At 61.2% G+C, this 14,696-nt stretch carries 14 protein-coding genes; 6 read left to right on the top strand and 8 right to left on the bottom strand.

Annotated features, from left to right (window positions below; translation table 11 throughout):
• Positions 1–36: 36 nt before the first annotated feature.
• Entirely contained in the window at positions 37–537 is a 501-nt protein-coding gene (locus FHR70_RS22690) for a GAF domain-containing protein (RefSeq protein WP_183454507.1), read from the top strand.
• A 4-nt stretch (positions 538–541) separates the two neighbouring features.
• Here FHR70_RS22690 and FHR70_RS22685 read toward each other — a convergent pair whose 3' ends face one another.
• Complete coding sequence (locus FHR70_RS22685) at positions 542–979, bottom strand: EamA family transporter (RefSeq protein ID WP_183454505.1); 438 nt, start codon at positions 977–979, stop codon at positions 542–544.
• Between the two features lie 44 nt (positions 980–1,023).
• Complete coding sequence (locus FHR70_RS22680) at positions 1,024–2,490, bottom strand: glycosyl transferase family protein (RefSeq protein ID WP_343058875.1); 1,467 nt, start codon at positions 2,488–2,490, stop codon at positions 1,024–1,026.
• A 308-nt stretch (positions 2,491–2,798) separates the two neighbouring features.
• Here FHR70_RS22680 and FHR70_RS22675 point away from each other — a divergent pair, with 308 nt between their 5' ends.
• The 5 genes from FHR70_RS22675 to FHR70_RS22655 all read left to right on the top strand — a co-directional run bounded on the left by FHR70_RS22675 (position 2,799) and on the right by FHR70_RS22655 (position 8,653).
• Complete coding sequence (locus FHR70_RS22675) at positions 2,799–4,889, top strand: TonB-dependent receptor domain-containing protein (protein WP_183454504.1); 2,091 nt, start codon at positions 2,799–2,801, stop codon at positions 4,887–4,889.
• 57 nt (positions 4,890–4,946) lie between these two features.
• A complete protein-coding gene (locus FHR70_RS22670) occupies positions 4,947–5,876 on the top strand; it encodes a siderophore ABC transporter substrate-binding protein (RefSeq protein WP_183454503.1) in 930 nt (309 codons plus the stop codon).
• A gap of 104 nt (positions 5,877–5,980) precedes the next feature.
• Positions 5,981–6,940, top strand: coding sequence for an ABC transporter permease (locus tag FHR70_RS22665; RefSeq protein ID WP_183454500.1), 960 nt, complete (start codon positions 5,981–5,983; stop codon positions 6,938–6,940).
• Positions 6,941–7,001: 61 nt separating this feature from the next.
• The gene (locus tag FHR70_RS22660) at positions 7,002–7,898 is read left to right on the top strand and encodes an iron chelate uptake ABC transporter family permease subunit (RefSeq protein WP_183454607.1); all 897 of its coding nucleotides are present in this window, start codon (positions 7,002–7,004) and stop codon (positions 7,896–7,898) included.
• On the top strand, positions 7,895–8,653 hold the full coding sequence (locus FHR70_RS22655) for an iron ABC transporter ATP-binding protein (RefSeq protein WP_183454498.1): 759 nt from the start codon (positions 7,895–7,897) through the stop codon (positions 8,651–8,653). Before FHR70_RS22660 ends, FHR70_RS22655 begins: the two co-directional genes overlap by 4 nt.
• 73 nt (positions 8,654–8,726) lie before the next feature.
• On the opposite strand, the gene FHR70_RS22650 is transcribed toward FHR70_RS22655, so the two are convergent.
• Genes FHR70_RS22650 through FHR70_RS22625 form a run of 6 tightly spaced genes read right to left on the bottom strand, consistent with a single transcriptional unit; the run spans position 8,727 to position 14,637 of the window.
• A complete protein-coding gene (locus FHR70_RS22650) occupies positions 8,727–9,335 on the bottom strand; it encodes an alkylhydroperoxidase domain protein (RefSeq protein WP_183454496.1) in 609 nt (202 codons plus the stop codon).
• Positions 9,336–9,349: 14 nt separating this feature from the next.
• A complete protein-coding gene (locus FHR70_RS22645; protein WP_183454494.1) occupies positions 9,350–10,015 on the bottom strand; it encodes a CMD domain protein in 666 nt (221 codons plus the stop codon).
• A 35-nt stretch (positions 10,016–10,050) separates the two neighbouring features.
• On the bottom strand, positions 10,051–11,097 hold the full coding sequence (locus tag FHR70_RS22640; RefSeq protein WP_183454492.1) for a putative FMN-dependent luciferase-like monooxygenase: 1,047 nt from the start codon (positions 11,095–11,097) through the stop codon (positions 10,051–10,053).
• Positions 11,094–12,788, bottom strand: coding sequence for a dipeptide ABC transporter ATP-binding protein (locus FHR70_RS22635; RefSeq protein ID WP_183454490.1), 1,695 nt, complete (start codon positions 12,786–12,788; stop codon positions 11,094–11,096). The genes FHR70_RS22640 and FHR70_RS22635 overlap by 4 nt, the downstream gene beginning before the upstream one ends.
• Positions 12,785–13,696 (bottom strand): ABC transporter permease, encoded by a 912-nt coding sequence (locus FHR70_RS22630; RefSeq protein WP_183454488.1) that lies wholly within the window; start codon positions 13,694–13,696, stop codon positions 12,785–12,787. Before FHR70_RS22630 ends, FHR70_RS22635 begins: the two co-directional genes overlap by 4 nt.
• A complete protein-coding gene (locus FHR70_RS22625; protein WP_183454486.1) occupies positions 13,693–14,637 on the bottom strand; it encodes an ABC transporter permease in 945 nt (314 codons plus the stop codon). Before FHR70_RS22625 ends, FHR70_RS22630 begins: the two co-directional genes overlap by 4 nt.
• Between the last annotated feature and the right edge of the window lie 59 nt (positions 14,638–14,696).

The raw sequence follows: 14,696 nt of genomic DNA, 5'->3' as shown, positions 1-14,696 counted from the left end.
ATTTGCTTCAGGAAAGAAGCAAAGAGGCCAAGAACAATGTCCTTTCCTATCGGCCCGAACGAGGCGGAGCGCCTGCAAACCCTCCTCGAGACCGGTGCTCTCGATGCCAAGAATGACCCGGCGCTTGATGAGATATGCGAAGAGGCCCGGCGGTACTTCGAGGTCCCCATCTGTACACTGACCCTGCTGGACAAGGCCCGGCAGCGAATCAAGGCAGCACAGGGCATGGAGCCGGGCGAGACTTCGCGAGACGCGGCCTTCTGCAATTATACCATCCTGAGCGATGAGGTTTTCGTCATCAACGACACCTTTGAGGACGATCGCTTCAAGGACAATCCTTTCGTAACCGGGACTCCCTTCATCCGGTTCTACGCCGGCGCTCCTTTGACCTTCCTGAAGGACATCAGGCTCGGCGCCTTGTGCCTAATCGACACGAAACCCCGCTCCTTCTCCAGAGGAGACAAGGCCGAACTTCAGCTTTATGCCGATAGAGCTGTCCGGCAGATCGCAACAGCTGAATTCGAGAGAAGAGCCTGAGGGATCAGCCCTTGTAGGCGACGAGCGCCGCACCGGCAGCGATGAAAGCGACGCCGAGCCAATTGGGAAGGGACAAGCGCTCGCCAAGGATTGCAACACCAAACACGGTGACGAGAACAACGCTCAACTTGTCGACCGGTGCAACCCGCGCGGCATCTCCGAGTTTGAGAGCCCTGAAGTAGCAGATCCAGGATGCTCCCGTTGCCAGACCTGAAAGGACGATGAAGAGATAGCTGCGGGCGGACACCGATCCGAGCGGCTGCCACTGGCCAGTGGCCACGAGGATGGCGCCGAGCGAGCACAGGATCACGATCGTGCGGATAAAGGTCGCAAAATCCGAGTTGACGTTCTCAATTCCGATTTTCGCGAAGATCGCCGTCAGCGCCGCAAAGGCTGCCGAGAGCAGCGCCCAAAACTGCCAGGATAAGAAGATCGATCTCATTGGTTGCTCTTCCTGAATGAACGTTCAACGTCACCAATAAGAGATTACGACGCAGCCCGCTTCCGAGCCTTCTCCTTGGCGACTCTTCTGCGACCTTCCCAAAGCTCCCGTGCCGTCGCACGATAATCCTCCACCGGCCCGGCTTTTCCACTTGAGGTGAGAAGTGCGATCGCAACCGTTTCGATGATTATGGCAGCGGCGTGGTCATCCCGCACCGTCCCTGCCCACACGGCCTGCCCGTATTCGAGGCTTGTCATGCCTGTCAGTGGATAGGCCCTGGGTTCCGGTTCGGCCGGCACGAGGATATCCTCCGCCTTTCCATCGATGAGACGAAGAAGCGTGCTCAAGCGGAATGGTGTTGCTTCAGCAGCGTCTCGACGGGCACCCAGAATGGTCAATTCGCCATATCCGAGCAGCATGCCCGCATCGCGGTGGAGGTCGCGATACGCCGGCCGCACGACGCCCATCATGCTCGCAGGAGCGCTCATGGGATTGAGCAACGGCATGACCGAATTGACGGGCGAGCGCGTTTCAAACATCCCGTAAAGAGACAGCAGGCGATGAAGCTGTGAGGACATGGCTGCGACCGGCAAATAGGCGATGCCATGTTCTGCAATGGCATCGGAGGCAGTGGCCGGACTGGTGCATATGGGGATGCCAAGAGCGCTCGCCGCGGACACGAGCGTACCTCTTGTACTGCCCCCACTGTCATTTCCATGGAGGAGGACTTTGTAGCCTGCTGCGGCTACCAGCAAGGCCGCCTGGAGAAACCAAGGCATCTTTCTGGATTTCGGGAAGATGTAGGCCGGCCAGTCCAGAGCCACGGGAGATGAGTTTGGATCAGCAGCACCGATATGCGCGCGGGCGGCCTGCACGAAGCCGGCCAGTTCGGCTGCGGTCTCGCCTCTGAAATTCATCACGGACAGCAGAGCCCCTATCTGCACGGGATCAGCGGCACCTTTCAAGATAATGGAGAACGCATCCTCTGCCTCGTCCATGGTGAGCGGACGACTCTGCCCGATCCCTGCGCCTAACGTCGCAATGTGCTTGGCAAGGCGCTTCCGCTCATCTTCCGCCCGCCCTAGGATTGTGAGCTTGCGCGCGAAAACATCCGGAAGAGGCTCGCCTTCGAGCAGGATGCTCCGTCGCGCTGCCAGAGGTGCCGAGTCGACGACAGGAGTACCCGGCCCTATCGCGGCATCCATGCTCATCGCATCGGATGCAGCCAACTCCGGCTGAAAGAGCGCCTCGGCCTCAGCCGCAAGGGCGCGAAGTCTTAGGCGCAGGGATTCAGCGAAGGGCGTCGGGATGAGACGCCGGGACGAGCGGATGAAGATAGGATTACCGTAGGCTTCACGGATCTGGCCCAGGAGCCTGCTCATTGCCGGCGTGCTCATGCCCAAGCGCTCGGCCGCGCGGCTGACGCTTCCTTCCATGAGCAAAGCATCGAGCGCCAGAAGAAGACGCAGACGCCCGAGCTTCAGGGGCGCTTCTTGTAATGCAGAATCCACTATCACTCTGTCTTCAAAGTCAGAACGCAAGCGCCGGACAGCCGCTTGATTATATTCGATGTGGTTTGCCTATTCCTCATTCTCCAATGTCTTTCAAGTCGCAGGAGGTAACTTTAGAATTCTTGTAAGTTGCACTTTCCTGAAATCAGAATAGCTCTCAAACATAGCCGTTGACCCCAAACTTTCGTGGAACCTAGTAGCTGTCATCCATCGGTTTTCTGACAGATCTGGGGCGGACAATGGGAAGTGGCGTTTCGATTCAGCATGACGACAGCAGGCGAATGACTGTGAAGGGCAGACCAAGCCCAATGCTCATGCTCCTGGCATGCACCTGCCTCTCCGTTGCCCTTTCGTCCATCTCTTTCGAAGCATTCGCGCAAGAAGCCGGGGTCACTGTACCCGTCTCTAACGAAGATGTGATCACTCTGGATCAGGTGGTCGTGACCGCCGCGGGCTTCGAGCAGAGCGTCAAGGACGCCCCGGCGAGCATTTCGGTGATCACACGCGAGGAGCTTGAAAAAGGTGCATTCCGTGATCTCACGGACGCGCTGAAGGAAGTCCAGGGTGTCACGGTCACGGGCGTCGCCAATGAAAAAGACATCTTCATCCGGGGCCTGCCGGGATCCTATACGCTGATCCTCGTCGACGGAAAGCGTCAGAGCACCCGCGATGCCCGCACCAATGGCAATTCGGGTTTCGAACAGAGCTTTATTCCGCCTGTCGCGGCTATCGACCGAATCGAGGTCGTGCGCGGTCCGATGTCGTCCCTCTACGGCTCGGACGCTATGGGAGGCGTGATCAACATCATCACACGCAAAGTCTCTGATGACTGGGTGAGCACGGTAACGACGGAAGGCACGCTCCAGCAGCACAGACATTTCGGCAATTCGGCTCAAGGGTCCTTCTACACCAGCGGCCCGCTGATCCATCGCATGCTGGGACTTCAGTTCTGGGGTCGCGGTTTCGGTCGCGGCGAGGATGACATCCTGAGCGGCATCACCGGGGCGCACGAGGGTAATATCGGCGGGCGCCTGACCCTCACTCCCAATGAGGACCACGACCTCATGCTGGAGAGCGGCTTTACCCGCATTCGGCGTAATGCTTCCAAATGGGGCACCCTGGAGGAGACCGCCAACGACACGTACAACGATAGCGACCGCAAGTACTGGTCGCTGACCCATGAAGGCCGTTGGGGCCCCACGACTTCCAACTTCTCCATCCTGCAGGAATGGGCGGAGCGCCGCAGTTACACGGAGAATCCGCTCACGTCCGCCTTCGCCAAGAACCCACGCTCGCCCGAGATCAGGAACACGGTTATCGACGGCAAGTTCACAACGCCGTTCGACCTGTTTGGAAATCATACCCTTGTGACCGGGGGGCAATGGTTCAACGCCACTCTGACAGACCAGAATCCCGGACGTCGCACCGGTCGCGACGAGACGTTCAGCATCAACCAATGGGCGCTCTTTGCCGAGGACGAATGGCGCCTGAGCGATGCATTCTCGATCACGAGCGGCCTGCGCATGGATCATCACGAGATCTATGGCGCCCATTTCAGCCCGCGCAGTTATGCGGTGTGGCACGCCACCGAGAACCTTACGCTGAAAGGTGGTGTTTCGACAGGCTTCCGTGCCCCCGAGATCCGTCAGATCGCACCGGGCTATGCCTACACGACCGGCGGTCAGGGCTGTACCTACGGTCCGAACAGCACGTGCGGCGTGATCCTGGCCAATCCCGACCTGCAGGCTGAGACGAGCACGAGCTACGAGGTTGCCGCCCTATGGGATAATCTCGACGGCTTCACCGCCAGCGCGACCTACTTCTATACCGATTTCAAGGACAAGATCAGCAACGCCTTGGTGCTGGACGATGCCGGAAACCCGGTGCGCTGGTCGGAAGATCCGAATTATCGCCTCTGGTACAACTACAATATCGACGATGCGGTCATCCAGGGTGTCGAGTTGGCAGCCACTTGGCGGGCGACCGATACGATCTCGCTTCGCGGCAGCTATACCTTCACGGATTCCGAGCAGAGAACCGGCGAGTACGAAGGTTTCCCCCTCGCCCGCACGCCGAAGCACATGGCCAATGCCCGTCTGGACTGGGTCACACCCGTCGCCGGTCTCACGACATGGACCTCGATAAACTATCACGGCTCCGAGATCATTGGCGGCGCACGCATCGGAACCAACGGAACGTCGGTGATCATCAACGGCATGGCCGGGCGCAAGTACGGCGCCTATGCCACGATGGACATGGGTCTATCCTACGATTTCACAGACAATCTGACATTGAATGCTGCAGTCTACAACGTGTTCGACAAGGAGATCGAGCCGACCGACTACAACACTGTCGTCGAGGGCCGCCGTCTCTGGGCTGGATTGTCCGCAACCTTCTAGCCACGGAGAGGGAGTCCCCTTCCCTCCTTTTGCAATCATTTCATGGAGAGCAGTATCATGATGGATATTTCCGCCCGTCTCACAGGTATCGTTGCCGCCTTCTTTGGCGGCACCTTCGCGCTTGGTTCCCCTACCGCCATCGCGCAGGACCTCAAGGTTCAGCATGCGAAGGGCGAGACAACGGTGCCCATGAGGCCCAAGAAGATCCTTGCCTTCGATCTTGCTTCGCTCGACACGCTGAACACGCTTGGTGTGGAGGTCGCGGGTGTTCCGACGGCGCGCTTCCCCGAATATCTCGCAAAGTATGGCTCAGACAAATACGAAAAGGTCGGAACGCTGTTCGAGCCGGACTACGAGGCGGTTAATGCCGCTGGCCCGGACCTGATCATTGTCGGCGGCCGCTCCAGCGTAAAATATGCTGATCTGGCGAAGATCGCTCCTACGATCGACATGACTGTCGATCCAAAGGATTATGTCGGCAGCGTCCAGCGCAACGTTCAGCTTCTGGCCCAGATCTTCGATAAGAGGGCCGAAGCCGAGAGGCATCTCGCCAAGCTCGAAAAATCCATGGCCGACCTCCGGCGGGAGGCCTCGACGGCCGGCAAGGGCCTTCTCGTTCTTACCACCGGAGGCAAGATGAGCGCCTATGGGCCGGGCTCCCGGTTCGGGCATCTGCACACCGGGTTCGGAATCGTGCCGGCCGTCGAAGGGCTCGCCACCACGAACCACGGCCAGGCCGTCAGCGCCGAGTTCATCCTCAAGACCAATCCCGACTGGTTCTTCGTGATCGACCGTGACGCTGCGACAGGTCAGAACGGCGGCGCGGCCAAAAAGGTGTTGGACAATGACCTCATTGCCCAGACCAAGGCCTGGAAGACCAATCAGGTGGTCTATCTCGATCCAACCAATTGGTATCTCATCGGCGGCGGACTGACGGCCATGCAGGCCAGCGTTGACCAGATCGCGAAGGCGCTCGCCAAGAAATAGGCTTGAACGAGCCCATTCTTCGAGGCATTGCCTTACCCGCGGATCGCCCAGTGCGATCCGCTTTGCCTTATGTCCCTTGTTGAGCCCGCTCCTGACCGATTGTGATGCGCCTTCTCCTCACCACGACCGCCCTGATTGTGCTTTCGCTGATCAGCCTTCTGATCGGCGCCAGTGACCTATCGCTGGCTGGGTTGGTTTCGGGCGACGAGGGGCAACAGGCGACCCAGATTCTGCTGGTGTCCCGCATTCCTCGCACGCTGTCCCTCATTCTGGCCGGGATGGCCATGGCGGTCGCCGGGACGATCATGCAGATGCTGACCCAGAACCGCTTCGTCGAGCCCTCCACTGCAGGAACCGTGGAATCCGCGAGCCTCGGTCTGCTCATCGTGACGCTCCTTGCGCCTGAGTCTCCGGTTGTCGTGAAGATGGTGGCCGCCGCGGCTTGCGCCCTGGCCGGGACCGCCCTGTTCCTGCGCATCCTCCGGCTCATACCCCTGCGCTCGGTGCTGACCGTGCCGCTTGTCGGTATCATGCTGGGTGGGGTTATCAGCGCAATCACCACGTTCTTCGCCTATCGCTTCGATCTGCTGCAATCCCTCAATGCCTGGACAACAGGCGACTTCTCAGGGGTGCTGCGCGGCCGCTACGAGCTGTTGTGGGTGGCCTTCGCTCTGATGGTTCTGGCCTATTTTGCCGCCGACCGCCTCACCTTGGCCGGAATGGGACGTGACTTCACCACCAATCTTGGACTTCGTTACCGCAGCGTCGTTTCGTTGGGGCTCGTCATCGTGGCAATGGTGACGGCCACCATTGTCGTAACGATTGGCATGCTGCCTTTCCTCGGGCTGATCGTGCCGAACGTGGTCAGCCTGATGATCGGTGACAATATGCGCCGCTCCCTTCCCTGGATCGCGGCACTGGGTGCTGGCCTCGTGCTTGCCTGCGACATCATCGGACGTGTCGTTTACTACCCGTACGAGGTTCCCATCGGGACAATCATGGGCATTGTCGGCAGCGGCCTGTTTCTGATTCTTCTGCTCAAGGGGCGCGAACGCCTTGCGTGAATGGAAGGAAAAACAGCCGGTCCAGGTGCTCCTGATCCTCGCCGCGATCGCGGTGTGCGGGATGGCGCTGTTCATGACCCTGAATGCCAGGGGGCGCTGGGACTTCATCCTGCCTTTCCGGGGCATGAAGGTCCTGTCCATGGTCCTGGTTGGCTATGCCATCGCCGTCTCGACCGTGCTGTTCCAGACGGTGAGCCACAACAGAATCCTGACGCCCTCGATTATGGGCTTCGACTCGCTCTACATCCTTATTCAGACGAGCCTGATCTTCACGATCGGATCCGCCGGCGTGGCGGCTCTGGATCCGCGCCTGCTGTTCGTCTTCAATGTCGCCGCCATGGTGGCTTTCTCGACTGCGCTCTACCGATGGCTCTTCTCAGGCAACAGCCGAAGCATTCACCTGCTCGTCCTCGTGGGCATCGTGTTCGGCGTGTTGTTTCGCAGCCTGTCGGGTTTCATGCAGCGCATCATCGACCCTAACGAATTCGTGCTTCTGCAGGACCGCCTCTTCGCCAGCTTCAACAATGTGAACAGCGATCTTCTGGCCATTTCCACCGCCACGGTGCTGGCCGTTTCCATCGTCGGATTGCGCTTCATCAACACCTATGACGTCTTGTCCCTCGGGCGGGAGACATCGATCAGCCTAGGGATCGATCATAGCCGGGTGGTCACCATCGTGCTGATCCTGGTGGCAATCCTCGTGTCGGTTTCCACGGCCTTGGTGGGTCCGATCACCTTCTTTGGACTCCTGGTCGCTAGCCTCGCCCACCAGATCACTGGCTCCCACAAGCATCGCTATGTGCTTCCTGTGGCAGCCCTGATCGCCGTCATCTGCCTCGTCGGCGGCCAGCTTGTCCTTGAGCGGGTTTTTGCCTTCGACACGGCACTCAGCATCGTCATCGAATTCGTGGGCGGGATTGTCTTCCTCGCCCTCCTGATCAGAGGAGCAGCCCGATGATCGAGGTTGCGAACGCCACCAAGACCTATGGCGACACCATCGTCGTGCGCGACGTGTCGCTTACGATTCCCCGTCGTGGCATCACGTCCATCATCGGACCCAACGGGGCGGGCAAATCTACCCTTCTGTCGATGATCAGCCGTCTCATGCCCATGAGTGCCGGAACGGTGACCGTTGAAGGGCTCGACGTTACCAGCACACCGTCCGACGTTCTGGCGAAGCGCCTGTCGATCCTGAGGCAGGACAACCGGATTGCTTCCCGGCTCACGGTGCGGGATCTGGTGGAGTTCGGCCGCTATCCCTATTCCAAGGGCCGTCTCACGGTCGAAGATCGGGATCATGCCTCCAGGGCTATCAGCTTTCTCGGCCTGGAGCTCCTCGCCGACCGGTTTCTCGATGAACTGTCGGGCGGGCAGCGCCAGCGCGCCTATGTGGCCATGGTGCTCTGTCAGGACACGGACTACGTGCTCTTCGACGAACCGCTGAACAACCTCGACATGAAGCACGCGGTCGGCATGATGAAGCTTTTGCGGCAGGCTGCTGATGCGCTGGACAAAACAATTGTCCTCGTCCTGCACGACATCAACTTCGCCTCCTGCTATTCCGACTATATCGTGGCCATGCGCGATGGCACCATCGTGCGTCATGGCACCCCCGATGCAATCATGACGAGCGCCGTGATCCAGGAAGTCTACGGCATGAACGTGGAGGTCCAGGAGATCCGTGGTCGGAAAATCTCGGTCTATTACATGTGATTGGAGAGACCGCACCCAGACTGCAATCTCCCGCCACCGCAATATTCCTTGGTCTGAGGCCGCCCGACCTGCTTTAAGTCTCGCTTGGTGGCGAGGGCTCCCCGAGGGAGAGCATCAACCGGTTGGCCCAGTTGAAGAAGGCCGCGCCGTTGATCACATCCACAATCTCCAGATCATCGAGCCCGGCCGTGCGCAAGGCCTTGATCTGCTCGTCGCCGAACGCGAGAGGTGTAGCCGTCAGCGTGACCGACGCTTCGATGATCGCATTCCAACGGCTGTCGATATCCACCTCGACTCCCTCGTCGAGAAGCCGCTGAACGTCGGTACCGCGCTTGGAATATTGCGTTGCGAACCGGGAGTGGACAGAGGCGCAGAAGATGCAGCCGTTGGAGCGTGAGGTGGCTGTTGCGGCAAGTTCCCGCTCGGCACGTAGCAAGCCGTTGCTCGTGTTGTAGAAGATGTCTTTGTCCGTCTTCGTTCTGGCCTGCAGGACATCCGGGTCGCGCGCGAGCAGCAGGAAATAAGGCGACTTGGCGCGCGAGGCGTCGACGAGACCGGCCCAATGCCTCTCAGTCAGCTGATCGGCGGGAAACGGCTCCAGCCACGGCACCCAGCCCAGCTGCTCCTGCGTGAAGACGGTGGGCTCGCGGTTACCGGGGTGTGACAGTGTTGTCTCGGTCATGGAAGGGTTCCTTCTCAAACGGCGCCCGACGCCAGGACGCCGGTGAAGATCTGCGTGAACTCCGCATCAGTGGTCTGAACTGAGGACGCGCCTGCAAGGGTTCGCAAGCCCGCGACAACGCGGATCTGGAATGACAGGAAGGACACCAGTTGCGACAGGGTCACGATGTCCGTTGTCGACCAGCCTGCATCAAGGAGTTTCTGCAAGGCGGCCGGACTTGCGTCGCGCGGACGGAAAACGAGTAGGTGTGCATGCTCGAGTCCCGCAGCGAGCCGCGCTCCGAGAGATTCCTTGTGATCGGCGGAAACCTGATAGTCCGGTCCCACCACGTCCTCAACGGTGAGCGGACCCGGCGGGTAGCGACCATAGGGGCCTTCCGTTACGCCCTGGGCGATCTCTGCTTCGATTGCCGCAGCGATCTCCGGTGAGCCGAGCGTTTGCAGGTTTGCCGCGTAGAAGTCAGTCACATGCGGCTGGCGATGGAGACCGGCCACGAAAGTCGCGACGGCGTAGCGTTCAAGCGCGGTGACGTCGCCAGGGAACTCAGGCTCGAACAGGGCCAGATAGCTCTTCTGCGCGTTCTCCCGCGCCTGCGGCCGCTGATCACGCAGCCGGTCGAGGCTGGAGCCCGGCTGGATGCCGGCAAGATGATCGATGATGTCCGATATGATGATGCTCATGGTCTCCTCACATTCCATGTGTTGGCGTGGTGGGTTCAGCGCACAAGGGCGACGCGCTTTTCGGGTATGGCCGTGGGCGCCTGCCAGCCGAGGGCCGGGGCCACCTCATTGGCGATCAGCTCGATCGAGCGCAGGATGTATTCGTGCGGCGGGTCAACCGAGTGGACCTGGAACACGAGGTCCGTCACCCGCGGCAGGGTGGTGTCCCGGCTCAAGCTCTCGAGCACGTCCTCGGGCGTGCCCACATGGGTGTCGAGCGCCGCGATGATGTCTGCCAGGCTGTCGCCGGGGATCATGTGCCCCTTGGCGGCGAAATCCGCCACGACCCGGCGCAATCCTTTCTCCGCGAGGCGGAGCGCGTCCTCTCGATTGTCGGCGACGAACAGCGAGCGCGATGCGACGATGCGCGGTTCGCCGCCTTCCGGCAGCGCCTCGAGATAGGCATCAATGATCGGATGCTGAAGGTCCGGCAGAGAGGCGTGTGGCGCGTCCTTCGGCCGGGGCTGCGTGCGCGAGAGCATGAGGCCGTCGCCAGCCTTACCGGCACGTATGCCGCCTCCAACCGAGAAGGTTGCCTGCCAGACCCGATTGTTGAGATCAGGAGCAGTCGGATACAAGGCATCGCCACCCTCGAACGGTCCGCCACTCCAGGCGTTGCGCACCACCGCGAGGTTGCGGTCGAAGACTTCCGGGCGGCTGGCACTGTCGAGGCCGAAGGCCGTGAAGGAGGAAGGCGTGCCGCCGCTCCCGACGCCGACTTCGAGGCGGCCGCCGGACAGAAGATCCAGCACCACCGCGTCCTCCGCCACCCGCACGGGGTTCTCGAGCGGCAGGGTGATGATGCCCGTACCGAGCCGGATAGTCGAGGTGCGCGTCGCCACATGAGACAGGAACACAAGGGGCGACGGAAGCCCGCCCTCAGCCTCGTGGAAGTGGTGCTGCGCCACCCAGGCGGAATCAAAGCCGCTTCGCTCCGCATGGATGATCTGCTCGGCCGCGAGGCGATAACGCTCGCCCGCGCTGGCTTGGTCCAGAAGGCGGGTGAAGAACCCGAGCCTCTTGCGACGTGAGGAAAATGTCATCGCTCTGCTCCCATGGATCGTGTGATATCAGTGCCGGTCGGCTTGCGCTGGCCGGGAATCGCGCCGATGAGTTCGCGCGTGTAGGCGCTTTCCGGACGCAGGAACACGTCCTCGACAAAGCCGCTATCGACTTGCCGGCCGTTGTGCAGGACCGAAACCGTATCCGAGATTTGGCGGACAACCGCGAGATCGTGAGAGATGAACAGGTATGTCAGTCCCAGGGCCTGCTGAAGCTCGTCGAGCAGCGCCAGAATCTGCGCCTGCACGGTGACGTCGAGGGCCGAGACCGCCTCGTCGAGCACCAGCACCTGCGGGTCGAGCACGAGCGCGCGGGCTATGGCGACACGCTGCCGCTGCCCGCCCGAGAGCCCATGAGGCCTGCGGGTCAGAGCCGATTGAGGGAGGCCGACGCGATCGAGAATGGCCTGGACCTTCCTCGCGCGCTCCTCCCTGGGCGGGCAGTCGAAGTTCAGAAGCGGCTCCTCGACGATCTGGAAGATCGTCTGTCGCGGATCGAGGGAGGCGAATGGGTTCTGGTAGACGAGCTGAATCGTCTTGCGGAACCGGCGGAGGGTGTCGCCGTGCAGGCTCATCACGTCGATCCCGTCGACGCGGATGCGACCGGAAGTGGGCTTCTGAAAGCCCACGATGCTGCGTACGGTCGTCGTCTTTCCTGAGCCGGACTCGCCGACGATCGCGTGTGTCGTTCCCCGCTGGACTGTGAAGGACACGCCGTCCACCGCGCGAAACACATCCCGTCTTCCGCCGATAGTGAAGTCCTGCACGAGGTTCTCGACCACGATGGCATCATCGCGCCCGTGAATGCGTGGGGATATGGAGCGGGAAACGGACCGGGTCTTGCCGAGCGAGGGCGCATCCGCCAGGAGCTTGCGCGTGTAGTCGCTGCGCGGCGAAGCGAGCACCTCGGCGGTCGGCCCCTGCTCCTGAACCCGTCCCTCTTTGAGCACGACGAGATGGTTCGCTCGGTCGGCTGCAACGCCCAGATCGTGCGTTACCAGAAGAACCGCCGTGCCGTATTCGTGCCGCAGCTCGTCGATCAGGTCGAGGATGCGTTTCTGCACCGTCGCGTCGAGGGCGCTGGTCGGCTCGTCGGCGATGATCAGGGCCGGTCGCAAAGCGACCGCGATGGCGATGAGGACACGCTGGCGCATGCCGCCTGACAACTCATGTGGATATTGCTTCGCGCGCAGTACGGGCTGCGAGAGGCCAACGCGCGTCAGAAGATCGATCACTCGCGCGTCGATCTCCGCTCGGCTGCCCTGCCGGTGGATCTGGAGCACTTCGGCCACCTGGGCGCCGATGGTCTTGACTGGGTTGAGCGAACTCGTCGGATCCTGTGGGATCAGGCTTATCTTGCTGCCGCGGATGGCATCGAGCCGCTTCTGCGACCAGCCCGCAATGTCGGTGCCGTTGAGACGCACCGCGCCGGCCTCCAGCCGACCGTTCTCGGCCAGAAGCCCGATCACCGCTTGCGCCGTGGTGGTCTTACCAGACCCTGATTCACCCACAAGGGCCACGACTTCGCCCGGACGCACCAGGAGAGAAACCTCATGGACGACCCGCTGAAACCCCTCGTTGCCGCGATAGCCGACGGCGAGATTGCTGATTTCGAGAACTGGCAGGTTCGAGACGTCTGTCGATGTGGACTTGATGGTGATCGCCGTGGTCATGCCCTGGCCCTTCCGAAGGACTGGCTGATGCGGTTTGCCGACAGGACGACGAGGATCACGACGATTCCGGGAACAGTCGTCAGCCACCAGGCCCGCGCGAGGTAGTTGCGCCCCTCGGCGATCAGCAGGCCCCATTCCGGCGTGGGCGGCGGCGCACCGTAGCCGAGAAAGCCGAGGGTAGAGATCGTCAGGATGGCCCAGCCGAGCTGCAGGGCTGCGAAGGCAATCACGGAGGTCAGGGAGTTCGGCAGGATGTGTCGCAGCAGCACACGGCTGAACGTTCCGCCGCTGCCGAAGGCGGCTTCGACATAGTCGCTGGCGCGAACTCGCACCACCTCTGAGCGGGCAAGCCGCGCGAAGCTGGCGATCGACGTGATGCCGACCGCGATGGCGGCATTCACGATGCCGAACCCGAGCAGGATGACGATGCTGAGCGACAGGAGAAGTTGCGGGATCGACAGAAGCACGTCGACGCTACGCATGATGGCGCCGTCAATCCTGCCGCGGGCCGATCCCGCGATAATGCCGAGTGTGGTGCCTACCAGAAGGCCGACACCGACGGCCACAAAGGCGCCAGTGAGCGAATTGCCAGCACCATAGATGATGCGGGCGAGAAGATCGCGCCCCAGAGCATCGGTGCCGAGCCAATGCTCGGCGCTCGGTGCACGAAGCTGCTGGCGCGCGACGCCGACCGTTGCGCTGTAGCTCGTGAACCATTGTGGGAACAATGCCCAGAGCATGACGACGGCCATGATGAACCAGGACAGCACAAGGCCGGGCTGGATGTCTCTAATAACCTTCAGCCAGCGCCCACCCGATGAAGCTCGCCTCAACACCTGAGAGGGACTTGCAGGGATGTCCGTATCGTCACGCAGCAAACTGCGCCCGATCGTGTTCAGGCTGGTCATGCGACAGCTCCTTGTCTCACTCTGAGGCGCGGATCGAAGACGGGATAGAGCAGGTCTACCGTGAGATTGATGAGGACGAAGGCTGCGGCCGAGAACACGACGATGGCTTGGAGGACCGCGATGTCCTGATCATTGACGGAGCGCTGCGTCAGCCCTCCGAGGCCGTTGAGGCCGAACACCGCTTCCGTCACCACCGCACCGGCGAGAAGCTCCCCGAACAAGATGCCCCCGATAGTGAGCGTCGGCAGGACGGCGTTCTTCGCCACATGCTTCCATAGAACCCATCGGTGGGAAGCGCCCTTGGCACGGGCTACCGCCACGAAAGGCTCGGTCAGCACGTGGTCGATGTTTCGCATCAGGATCTGGGCGAGCGGCGCGGAGATCGGTACGGCCAACGTCACTACGGGCAGGATCAGCGCCTGCCATGGTCCAGGATTGATGATCGGAATGAGCCTGAGTTGAAACGAGAAGATCTGGATCAGCAGGATCCCGAGCCAGAATACGGGTGTGGAGATAAAGAGCGCGGGAATCGATTGGATGCAGGAGCGCAGCCACGAGAACGGAGACAAGGCCGAGAGCGCCGCTAGCATGACCGCGAGTATCAGTGACAGCAGAAACCCGAGCGTCGAGAGCCACAGGGTCGGCGGCAGGTTGGCGAGGATCAGATCTCCAACGGGAACGCCCGCATGTGTGGAATAGCCGAAATTCCCCGTGAGGAAGTTCGCAACGGTGTGAACATACTGCACGAGCAGCGGATTGTCCGCCCCATAGGACGCGCGGATGTCAGCGATCTGCTCCGGCCCCAGGCCGAGTTCGGGATTGAGAAACTTGATGAGGATCGCATCACCCGGCAGGGCCTGCAGCAGGATGAACGAGACGGTAAAGGCCGCCCAGAGCACAAGACCCGCCTGCCCTATCCTTCCGATCACATATCGCGACATGGGAGATCCTGTCTGAAATCGGGATAATCGATTGCAGGTCGGCCAGACATCGCTCGTTG

The organism is Microvirga lupini, assembly GCF_014191055.1.
GTDB classification, from domain to species: domain Bacteria; phylum Pseudomonadota; class Alphaproteobacteria; order Rhizobiales; family Beijerinckiaceae; genus Microvirga; species Microvirga lupini_A.
This window is presented reverse-complemented; position numbering and strand designations above follow the sequence as displayed.